7 protein-coding genes and 2 pseudogenes are annotated in these 11,747 nt (G+C 33.6%); all 9 read left to right on the top strand.

The features are described 5' to 3' along the window. Positions 1–405: pseudogene (locus C8E03_RS22090) on the top strand (hypothetical protein); the annotation flags it as partial. 116 nt (positions 406–521) lie between these two features. Next, a pseudogene (locus tag C8E03_RS22875) lies at positions 522–854 on the top strand (polysaccharide deacetylase family protein); the annotation flags it as partial. 298 nt (positions 855–1,152) lie between these two features. Continuing rightward, entirely contained in the window at positions 1,153–2,049 is an 897-nt protein-coding gene (locus C8E03_RS18375) for a hypothetical protein (RefSeq protein WP_110291801.1), read from the top strand. A 230-nt stretch (positions 2,050–2,279) separates the two neighbouring features. Further along, complete coding sequence (locus C8E03_RS18370) at positions 2,280–2,672, top strand: hypothetical protein (protein WP_094378337.1); 393 nt, start codon at positions 2,280–2,282, stop codon at positions 2,670–2,672. A 230-nt stretch (positions 2,673–2,902) separates the two neighbouring features. After that, positions 2,903–4,087 (top strand): H-type lectin domain-containing protein, encoded by a 1,185-nt coding sequence (locus C8E03_RS18365; RefSeq protein ID WP_110291800.1) that lies wholly within the window; start codon positions 2,903–2,905, stop codon positions 4,085–4,087. A gap of 201 nt (positions 4,088–4,288) precedes the next feature. After that, positions 4,289–5,146: a GH25 family lysozyme gene (locus tag C8E03_RS18360; RefSeq protein WP_110291799.1), complete on the top strand. Its 858-nt coding sequence runs from the start codon at positions 4,289–4,291 to the stop codon at positions 5,144–5,146. 1,003 nt (positions 5,147–6,149) lie between these two features. Then, on the top strand, positions 6,150–6,794 hold the full coding sequence (locus C8E03_RS18350; RefSeq protein ID WP_110291797.1) for a phage baseplate protein: 645 nt from the start codon (positions 6,150–6,152) through the stop codon (positions 6,792–6,794). Between the two features lie 334 nt (positions 6,795–7,128). After that, positions 7,129–9,510 carry a glycosyl hydrolase gene (locus tag C8E03_RS18345; protein ID WP_110291796.1) on the top strand — a complete coding sequence of 794 codons (2,382 nt, stop codon included), beginning with the start codon at positions 7,129–7,131 and terminating at the stop codon, positions 9,508–9,510. Positions 9,511–9,703: 193 nt separating this feature from the next. Then, a complete protein-coding gene (locus C8E03_RS18340) occupies positions 9,704–11,491 on the top strand; it encodes a DUF6055 domain-containing protein (protein ID WP_170123060.1) in 1,788 nt (595 codons plus the stop codon). Positions 11,492–11,747: the final 256 nt, after the last annotated feature.

Below are 11,747 nucleotides of genomic sequence, written 5' to 3'. Positions count from 1 at the left end.
CAGCTTTTAGACTATTATGTATGGGTGGCACAGTATGCAAATGCTTGTACGGCAACACATAGAAAAGATATGTGGCAGTATACATCAAAAGGGAACATAGCAGGGATTAGTGGAAATGTAGATATATCACATTGCTATACAGATCTTGCCAATACATCCAGTACAAATACTTTGAAAACAAACGAAACAACTATTGAAGCAGATAAAAGTAAAGTTGCTGACATATTCAAAGTAAAAGTAACAGCAGATAGTTTAAGAATAAGAAAAGGAGCGGGGACAGAGTATGACCAAGTAGGAAGTATTAGAGATAAAGGAGTTTACACTATTACTAAGACTATTTCAAACTGGGGTTATTTAAAAAGTGGAGCAGGTTGGATTTGTTTGGATTATGTAAAGAAACTATAAAAATATTAATAATGGCAAACGAGAGGGTCTTAACAGGCTCTCTTTTTTGTATATATAAATTATCGGTGAAAGAATTGGTAAAATGTTTGTAGAAATTATTAAAATCATTTTATACCCTATTACTATTCAGACCACCTTACGGAGATTATAATAATACTGTAATTGAAGCAGCCTATGAAGCGAATTACTATCCAATTCAGTGGGATGTTGATTCACTAGACTGGAAAAACTATGGTGTGGATGATATTATAAAGCGAGTTACCACGCATAAGCATCTTGGAAATGGATCAATTATACTGTGTCATAACGGAGCGAAGTACACAGCGGAGGCACTGGATTCATTGATTAGCGGCTTACAGGAGAAAGGATATGAGTTAGTGCCTATTTCTGAATTAATTATGAAAGAAAATTATCATATGAATGTAGAGGGACGGCAAGTATTAAATTAAGAATGATACATGGAGCTTTTTCAAATCGGTCAATCCTATTTGTAAAAGCTCTTCTTTTATTTAATAGTAAGCATAGGCGGAGGATTAATTATTTATTGAACTATTGCCAGTAATAATAGTCTCAGAGCATTAGGCAGTTAAAATTCAAAATAATCTGCGCTTAAGTAAACATGATACGTAATGATACATCATGTAATGTTATACTTTTAGTACAGATTAATAGCTGACTGAACAGCGTAAAAAATGTTATTTGTATTTTTGACATAAAAAACGTATTTAAAAATTAGGAGGAAAAGATATGCAAATAACAGGAAATGGATTAAAAAAACCAGAAATTCAGGAAATTAACATCAAGTCTTTTGGAGATAATGTTGATATTTTAGATGAACATTTAAGTAATACAGATATTCATGTAAACGCAGGTAAAATTGCAGAGATTACAGAATCGGATGAGTTGAGTCAAATTAATAGTACTGATACCAATAGTACAATGTGGGGGAAAATTAAGAAGTCAATCAGCGTACTTGATGACCACGTAGATGCAGTAGCATCAGAAACTACCTTAGGACATATTAAGATTGGAACAGGTCTGAAAATGACGGATGATGTGGCAAGTGTTAAAATTGCTAATGATTTAACCACAGATGATTCAGACACAGTGTTGTCTGCTGCAATGGGAAAGAGTTTAAAGGACAATAAGGCACCCAATAACCATGCGTCAACATCAACTACATATGGAACAGGAAATGCATCAAATTATGGTCATGTAAAGCTTAGTGATAACTATACAACAAGCGCAGGAGCTGAAGTAACAGGAGTTGGGGCTAGTTCAAAAGCGGTAGCAGATGCTTATAATAAAATAAACACTGTATTAAATAATAAACTTGATAAGCCAACTAGCGTTATTTATAAAATCTCACAAACGATCCCAAGTTCACTTTTGAATGGATTTGTTCAATATGCAGGTCCAGAAGCGGCAACTTTTACATTACCTACTTCTGCGAATAGGTATGGTCAAGCCTTAACTTTTTGGAATAATGGACTTAGTACTTTAACTTTGGCAGTACCAGATAGTTATTTTTGTGGACCAGGTACTTCTGTAAACACTAAACAATATATATTAAAACAAAATGAGACATTATTGGTTATGTCAGATGGATATAATTGGATAGTAATTGCAGGATTTAAGATTTAGATAAAATATGCAGGGACAGCAGAAATATAAATGATAAAATTAAGGAATTATTTCTGCTGTCCGAATCATTTGATTCTTTATATGCTTTAGGCAAAAATTCAGGTTTTTGGTCAGTTTTTAGACATCACAATCAAAAGTATATAAAAAAGAATTTACAAAATAAATATATTATGATAAAGTGTTTGTATAAATAGACAATATAGAAATTGAACAAAAAAGGAGAGTATTTTATGAAGAAATTGAAGGGTATAGTTTGTTTAACTTTGATTCTGTCACTATTGTTTTCATTAACCTGTTATGCGGGCACTTGGAAATCTTTCACTCAATCGTTTGGTAGTGCAAACACTATTTATACGAATCAATTTAATATGAACGGACAAGGTATATCAATAGAGGTAAATGCATCACCATTTTATAGTGGAAATAGAATGCGGGTTACATTGCAGTATTATGATTCAAGTAATAATTCTTGGAATAATTCCACAGCTGAGCCAACTCGTTATGCGAAAAATGGGGCTACTCAGATTTATAACTGGAGTCATACGGGTACTTGGCGGTTTAAAATAGAGTATGACGAGTCTGTTAGCAAGACTACGGTAAAGATTAGTTATTATACTAATTAAAATATAGAATAATAATTAAGAGCTTCCTTAAGGGGGGGTTCTTTTTTCTATCGTTGCCGAAAGATTAAGCAATATCACTTTAACATGATACACAATGATATATCATGCAATGTTATAATTTAATTACAGATTAATAGCTGACTGAACAGCGGATAAAATGTGATTCATAGTAAAAAACATAAGTTTTTTATAAAAACTTTATATTTTTTTAATAACAGGAGGAAAGAGATATGCAAATTACAGGAAACGGATTAAAAAGACCAGAATGCCAAGACATAGAGCCTATTCAAAATAATGTTGATATTTTAGAGGAACATTTAAGTGATACAGAAGTTCATGTAAATGCAGGTAGAATTGCCGGTATTACAGAGCCAGATGAACTGAGTCAGATTGATAGTACAGATAACAATAGTACAATATGGGGTAAGATTAAGAAATCAATTAGTGTACTTAATGACCATGTCGATACAGTTGCATCAGAAACGATCTTGGGGCATATTAAGATTGGAACCGGCTTACAGACGGAAAAGGATGGAGCTACATGTGTTAAAATTGCTGATAATTTAGAAACTGATGATTCTACAACAGCACTTTCCGCAGCAATGGGGCAAAGTTTAAATGAAAATAAGGCACCCAATAACCATGCTTCAACAGCAACTACATATGGAGTAGGAAATGCATCAAGCTATGGTCATGTTAAGCTAAGTGATAATTACGTTTCAAGTGACGGCGCTGCATCAGCAGGAGTTGGAGCAAGCTCAAAGGCTGTTTATGATTCTTACAATACATTAAACGTTAATTTAGCTAAAAAATTAGATAACCCCAAAAGTATTATGTATTTAACGAGCGCTACTGTGCCAAATACTTTGCTAAATGGATTTATACAGTATAAAGGAACATCTGATAACACGCTTACATTACCAAATCCGGTTGGGATTGGAGGGAATACTTTTACCATTTGGAATAATAGTAAATATACATTAACTTTAAAAGCTTTGGTAAATTCATTCTTTGATAGCAGTTTTGGTTATGCAACAACAATGACAATGGATCCGGATCAAGCAGTTACTCTTTTTTCGGATGAGTATAATTGGCTTCCACTATCAGGCACGCAAATTGGTGCGTACAAAATGGCTCGTATTGTATCTGGTGGATTCAAAATACAAAGTGGAATTTCAACATCAGTCAGTTCAATAGGCGATCATGTTAACATACCAGTAACTTTTTCAACTCCGTTTACTAGTTTACCTATTATTATTGTTACGGCAGAATGTGGTGTGAACAATGCTCAATTACCTAAGTATAATAATTCAGCATTTGATTATGCGGTAGCGGATAAAAGTAAAACAGGTTTTACAATATTGAGTAATCAAAGTGTTCCAATAGCGTATTACTGGATTGCAGTTGGAAATTAAAATAGTGTTCATTAGTGTGTTAAAATAATATCTCAAATTGAAAAGTTTATACTATAATGTATAAGCTTTTCTTAGTATATATTTACGTATCATTAATAATAAGTCTATAAGGCACTATTTTTTAGTAAAGCTAGAGATAAAATGAATGATTTACACATAAACTAGACTTTATAAGTTAAAGGGTGAAAGAGGTTAATATATATGGATAAAAAAATGATTGATGTGTCACAATGGAATGGAACTGTTAATTGGGATAAAGTAGACTGTGATGGTGCCATTATAAGAATTGCATATAGGGGATATACAGCAGGAACAATCAAGCAGGATAATATGTTTTTAAGTAATATACAAGGTGCAACTGCTAATGACATTCCTGCAGGTATCTATTTTATGTCACAAGCGATTAATGAAAGCGAAGCAATTGAGGAAGCTGAATATACGGTAAATCAGATTAAGGATTATGATATATCACTTCCAATTTTCTATGATTCAGAATTATCGGGAGAAAAAAATAATAATGGCAGAGCAGACAAGTTGAGTAAAGCGCAACGAACGGATATCTGCAAAGCTTTTTGTATACGAATAAAAGAACTGGGTTATCTTTCCGGAGTTTATGCTTCTACGAGCTGGTTTAAGAGTAACCTGGATGTGTTACAGCTTTTGGATTATTATGTATGGGTAGCACAGTATGCAAGTACTTGTACGGCAACGCACAGAACGGATATGTGGCAATATACATCAAAAGGGAGTGTAGCAGGAATTAGTGGGAATGTAGATATATCACATTGTTATACAGATCTTGCCAATACATCCAGTACAAATACTTTGAAAACAAAAGAAACAACTATTGCAGCAGATAAAAGTAAAGCTACTGACATATTCAAAGTAAAAGTAACAGCAGACAGTTTAAGGATAAGAAAAGGAGCAGGGACAGACTACGACCAAGTAGGAAGTATTAGAGATAAGGGTGTTTATACTATTACTAAAACGATTTCAAATTGGGGTTATTTAAAAAGTGGAGCAGGTTGGATTTGCTTAGATTATACTAAAAGAATATAATTAATCAAAAGGTTGTTATGATAAAATATAGCAGCCTTTTTCAATTTCATAAGAAAGGCCTTATTGTGGTAACTTATAAAAGTTTAGATTCCCATGATAAAAACGCAATCCTAACGAATGCAAGTAGTAAAGTCACTGCGTGACTAAATTCAATGCACCAAGCGGCCAAGTCACTCATGAGTGGGGGATTAAGGAGTGTTGATGCTGACTTGTACATAGGAATTATGTGTAATATAATTAGCAAAACAAGTTGATAAAAATAGACGTAAGCGTAGACTTTATTATATAACTAACTTAAATTTCATCCTGATAATATTCCATGCTGTATTACTCACCATGGACCATTTGTAGAAGATTTTGCAAATAAGTACTCCATGGAAGAAGCTTATCAAGCCTATGGGAGTAAGGACAAATGTGAACATTTATTAAGGGAACAAGAAAATGGAATATGTATTTTAAAAAGTAAAAATAATGTATATGTTTTGCAACACTCTAGATTACAAAGAAAATATTTGATAGATAAAGGAGTAAAAGAAGAGATTATAAAAGAGGTCCAGATAAATATAAGTATGAGTACAATGTCATTAGTTTAACTAATAAAATTTATAATTTATATAGAAGTGAAGCTTATTCAAAAAAACAAACAGATAGATATTTAAGTAAACAGATTTCTGATAAATTATTTAAGAAAAGTTTTATAAATTCTTGGGAATATATTTCTACTATGACTACTATGAAAGATATAGATAGATATAATTATATAGAATCTGTAACTTATTGAATGCTTTCTTAGTGTAAAACAGGGACATACACTATTACAATGTAGTATATAGCATTAGGCAGATATAAATCAAAATAATTTGCGCTTAAGTAAACATGATACGTAATGATTCATCATGTAATGTTATAATTTTAGTACAGATTAATAGCTTACTGAACAGCGTAAAAAATGTTATTTGTATATGGAAACGTAAAACTTATTAAAAATCGAGGAGAAAAGAATATGCAAATAACAAATCATGGCTTAAAAATGCCAATTAGTGAGGAAATTTATAATGTAGAACCTTTTAACAATAATGTATCAATATTAGAGGAACATTTGAGTGACACAGATATTCATGTAAATGCACAAAAAATAGCAGAAATAACTGAACCTGATGAATTGACTCAAATTGATATTACAGATACAAACAGTAACATGTGGGGAAAATTTAAAAAAGCAATTACAGTATTAAGTGAACATATTAATCAAATAGCGACAGAAACAACCTTAGGGCACATTAAAATCGGCTCGGGTCTACAAATTTCAGATGGAGTAGCAAGTGTAAATATAGCTACACTGCTTGATAAGATTTATCCCATAGGATCAATTTATTTAAGCATTAACAATGTATCTCCAGCTGAATTTATAGGAGGAACATGGGAGCGATTTGCGCAGGGACGAACTTTAATCGGGGTCGATACTAATAATAGCAGCTATATTGATTCCCAAAAGATTGGCGGAAGTGAGACTACAACCCTACAAGCAAAAAATATGGCATCTCACAATATGACTATATCAGGAAATACAGGTGCTACCGGAAATGGTGAAGCATTTAGTAATTTGCAACCCTATATTACAAGTTATATGTGGAAACGAGTAGGATAGTAATTTAATAGTTGAATTACTTTTAATTAAAATAAAATCCTAAAATCGACAAAATAAAAAGTAACTTACTTTATCAGATTGATTTTAGGATTTTTGTAATAAAAGCGTAAACAACGTTTGAGTATTTCTATATTATTCTTCATACAAGTATTCAACTTAATTAATAGAATTTAACAAATTGAAAGTATAAATACACAATAATTACAAAAAAAACAACTAAAAGTAAAATAAAAAGCAAAATTGTTTTTGAATTGTATTTATAAAAAAATAAAATTATGATATCATTAAAAAGCAGGGGTATAAAAGTATAAAATAAGATTGAAAAGGGGAAAAAATGATAAAACAAACATTAAAAAGAATTTATTCTATTTTTTTGACAGTTCTTGTATCTTCTTGCGGGATTGCTATGAGTTTTGAAAATCAAGGCAGCGCAGCGGAGGATACACAGGGATGGCGTGCCGACGATATTTATGTAAATTCAACGGAATCAATTAAGGCTTTGGACGTTCTGGCAATAAAAAATAAAAAATTGATTACTTATGATTTAAATGGAAAGGCTCAAAGCACAAAGCTTTCAAGTAAAGTTAATCTGGTAGACGTAAATGCAACAAACGAGGTGAAGCAAATTTATGCCTATTTAGAGGCAGTAGGAAAATCTTCAAGTGCCATATTTGGTCATCAAAGTGACACACATCAAAAAGCAGGAGATAGCACATTATCATGCTCAGATACCTATGATATAACAGGTTCCTACAGTGGAGTAATCGGAATTGATGCATTATCATTAGTAGGAAATGAATACAGCGCATCGCGGTATAATAGCGAGTTACGAAATACAATAGGTGGAGAAAAAATTCCGGAAACAGCAGCAGGAAATGTAGAGGCAGCGGCAAAGCTGACGAACTATAATATTGAAAACGGAGCTATTATTACACTCTCTGCACATATGCCAAACTTTTCATTCGTGCAGGAGTCGGGTAGCTATGATGGAATCAATTCCTATTCCAAATATAATTTTTCAGGTTATACACCAAACACCATAGGTGGAGATGTTATGAATCAGCTTATGCCGGGAGGCAAATATAATGAAATTTATACAGCATATCTTGATATGCTTGCTGATTATGCAAGTCAGGTAGAAGGAGCTATTTTATTTCGTCCATTTCATGAAAATACGGGGAGTTGGTTTTGGTGGGGAGCTGCCTATTGTGATGAAGCTACCTATAAGAACGTTTACAAATATACAGTGGAATATCTAAGGGATATCAAACAGATACACAATTTAATCTATGTCTATGGACCTAGCTGTGATGCAGAAAATACCGAACAATATGGTTTGCGCTATCCGGGAGATGACTATGTCGATATGATAGGTTTTGACATGTATAATATAGACCCTGCCCAAGATAATACTCAGTGGTATACGAATTTTCAAAATGAGTTAAATATTGTGGAAGCCTTTGCAAAGGAGCATAAAAAACTATTTGCTGTGACGGAAACAGGAGTAGGAACCAGTGTGGCAGATGATGCAGATAATCAGACAGCTTTACATAAAAGTGAAAACAAAGCTAAAGACTGGTACCAGAAAGTACAAGCCATGGTAGCTAATTCCAATGCTTCTTATTTTCTAGTGTGGGCAAACTTTAGTGAAAAGGATGGTTTTTATACGCCATATGTAAAAGCCATAAATGAGGATAAAAGCTTATACGGTCATGAAATGCTTGATTATTTTATTCAATATTATAACGATCCAACTACAATTTTTGCAGCCGATCAAAAGCAGATATTAAATAATGATATTAAAAATATTAATATAAAAGCAAAAGCAACCACAAAAAACGCAATCGGTTATATTACTTCACCTGTTTCCGGATCGAGAATCTTGGATAACGTTACCATTACTGCAAGGGTAACCAATGCAAAGAAAAAAGATGCTGTTACCTTTGTTTTGACAGGAGCAACAAAACAGACACTTACAGCAAAAGCATCAGGAGACGAAGTGACCTACTGTGCCAACATTAATAGTGATATATTGAAGGCATTAGGTGAAAAAACAGGCACTATAGAACTCTTGATTAACGGTGTATCAAATGATACGATTAACACAATTTTTAATATTCCTGAGGCGGTGGAGGATCCGTATTGCGTCGATAATTTTGAAAATTACAGCGGTGAGGATTCCATACTTAACAAGAAATGGTCAACTAATAAAAATACAGGAGACACCATATCACTGTCTTTATCAGATGAAAAAGAGAAAATTAATTCCGGCAGTTATGCATTGAAATTCAACTATGATGAAGCAAGTAATGGATGGGCCGGTGCTACGCTTACAAAGCAAGCAGACTGGTCAGATTGTAATGCACTTCAATTTTTTACCATACCGGATGGAAACAATCAAAAGGTAGTGATACAGCTTACAGCAAATGGGAAAGTATATGAAACCTATTTAAATGAATATGAACAATATAGGATTAGCACTGCACCCATGCTTATTACGATACCGTTTGCAACATTCTGCGAACGTGATACGGAAGGCAAACCAACAGGAGGTCTTTTGAACGATTGCAGTAACATTACATCCATCGGACTTTGGGTTAATGCAATAGCCGATAGCGCTGCTATCAAAGACGGCAGAGTACAAGGAAACATTTATTATGATGATATTATGGCAGTTCATTCTGATAGCACTACAGTTAATTTTGAACTAAGATAACAGTAGCTTCTAAATGCTTACATACAAATTGATTGACAAATTATGACTAAAGTACCAAAGAAATAGAAAAATATGTATATTGTTAGAAAAATATGTTGAAATATATTGAATTGTAGTATATAATTTGGGTGTCTATATAGATAGAATGTATGCATACCACGTTATAAGCACCAAAGTATAAGGGGGAGAACGGATGAATTTAAAAAAATCATTGCGGTTTTTAGCAGGAGTTGTATTATCTGCAGCAATGATAGGCGGTACACACCATATAAAGGCAGTAGCAGCCGAAGCAATATCTTCTTCAGAGAGCACTTATGTTACAAGAGATGGCTTCTATGATTTGGACGATAGTTCGGTAAACAGACTTTCGTCAGAACATTTTCAGATTATTTGGGGAAATAATTATGAAACGGGGACAGTAACAGAAGAATTAGTAAGGGGAAATCTTGAGAATTTAGAGTCAATACGAGACTTTTATGTTAATGTATTGGGTTTTTACGATACAAGTGTTTCCATTTATAGTAATGTTAATTCAAGTACACATTACAAAACAAATCTCTATATAAACAAAACAGGCTTAACTAAGATAGAAGATAACTGGGCTTATATGTCAAATGACAGGGACGGATTTGCCTATATGGCAGTGCAGCCGGGGGCAATGCGTGTTGATCCGCCAAGCTGGGTTATTCCACATGAATATGCGCATGCAATAACTTTACACCAACGAGGCAATGTGTCATCACCATGGTATGAAGTTACGGCAAACTGGTTTCGGGATCAATATTTAGGAAGTACCTATTATAAATATGGAAGTACCATTTATGGACCAACCTCTGATTTCTTCCAACCAATCATACTAAATTCAGAGTGCTATTTTCCGCACATGAAGAATTACTATGATGCATGGCCGTTTCTGGTGTACGTATCAGAGAATCCGGATCACATGACAGGATTAGGCATGGAGCTTATGGTTAAGATGTTTCGGGATAGCACGGATGAGCTTATGTTTGATAAGCTTCAAAGAATATCGGGAATCTCTACAAAAGACATGCTGGGTGGATACGCAAGAAGAATGGTTACGTTGGATTTTGACAGACAATCCAGTTATATGAGTTATTTAAATGAACTATTAAAGGATAGTGCAAATTACAGTAAAATCTATACTACACTAGAAAGCACAAGTGATGGATGGCTAAAAGTTACGGATGCAAAAGCACCTCAGCAGGGAGGCTATAATATCATACCGCTTGATATAGATTTAAGCAGTGAAACAGTAACTATCCAGTTTCAAGGAGACAGCTCGGTATCCGGTGCGGATTATCGTGTGAGCATAGTGACAAAGACAACAAACGGTGAGACAAGGTATTCGACTATGTGGAACAGCGGCAGTAATAGCATAACACTACAAGGGGATGAAGAGAAGGCATATGTAGTTGTTTGTGCTACGCCAGATACGATGCTTGATTTAACATCTTATGATGTTAACGCTGTCGGCACAAAGTATCCGTATCAAATAAAAATTGCTACAAGCGGAGTCATTAATAAAGTTAATAATATAGCTTTAAAGGCAACAAAAAGTACCTCCTATTGTTCCGATTGGGAGAGTATCAATGCTTTAAATGATGGCTACGCTCCAACAAGCTCAAACGACAGAGCGCATGAGGTGTACGGCAACTGGCCGCAGACTGGCACACAGTGGGTTCAGTACGATTTTAGTGACAATTATACCATATCTCAGTGTGACGTATATTGGTTCGCGGACGGACAAGGTATAGATGTACCAAAATCTTATAAGATAAAATATCTGGATGGCAGTAAGTGGCGAGAAGTAAAGAATGCTTCAGGATATGGAATAGTTTCCAACCAGTATAATACGACTACATTTAAAGAAGTATCAACAAAGGCAATCAGACTAGAGCTGGTATCAAATGGAAGCTACTCTACAGGTATATTAGAATGGAAGGTATTTGGAATTAAATAATCGCTCATTTAATATGAGAAAATTATGGGGAAGAGAAAACTATATTGAAATAAATAAAGCATTCCGTATTGTGTAAGTGAAATCACTGATACATTATGGAATGCTTTTGTTGTATTTTAAAATTTTCCGATTTACATGATACTAATCAGTGTGTGAGATACTTTTGTTAGTTTTGTTATGATAATAAATGTATTTAAATAGATACAAACCCAAATTTGCAATTTAAAAATCAGAGGAGTAAAATAAATAGAAAGGG

This window comes from Lachnotalea glycerini, from assembly GCF_003201285.1.
Lineage (GTDB): Bacteria > Bacillota > Clostridia > Lachnospirales > Lachnospiraceae > Lachnotalea > Lachnotalea glycerini.
The sequence above is the reverse complement of the archived record's forward strand: the minus strand, read 5'-3'. Positions and strand labels throughout refer to the sequence as shown.

Coding starts and splice junctions, on each gene's coding strand:
- C8E03_RS18375 (WP_110291801.1), top strand. CDS start 1,153: ATGCAAATAACAGGAAATGGATTAAAAAAACCAGAAATTCAGGAAATT.
- C8E03_RS18370 (WP_094378337.1), top strand. CDS start 2,280: ATGAAGAAATTGAAGGGTATAGTTTGTTTAACTTTGATTCTGTCACTA.
- C8E03_RS18365 (WP_110291800.1), top strand. CDS start 2,903: ATGCAAATTACAGGAAACGGATTAAAAAGACCAGAATGCCAAGACATA.
- C8E03_RS18360 (WP_110291799.1), top strand. CDS start 4,289: ATGGATAAAAAAATGATTGATGTGTCACAATGGAATGGAACTGTTAAT.
- C8E03_RS18350 (WP_110291797.1), top strand. CDS start 6,150: ATGCAAATAACAAATCATGGCTTAAAAATGCCAATTAGTGAGGAAATT.
- C8E03_RS18345 (WP_110291796.1), top strand. CDS start 7,129: ATGATAAAACAAACATTAAAAAGAATTTATTCTATTTTTTTGACAGTT.
- C8E03_RS18340 (WP_170123060.1), top strand. CDS start 9,704: ATGAATTTAAAAAAATCATTGCGGTTTTTAGCAGGAGTTGTATTATCT.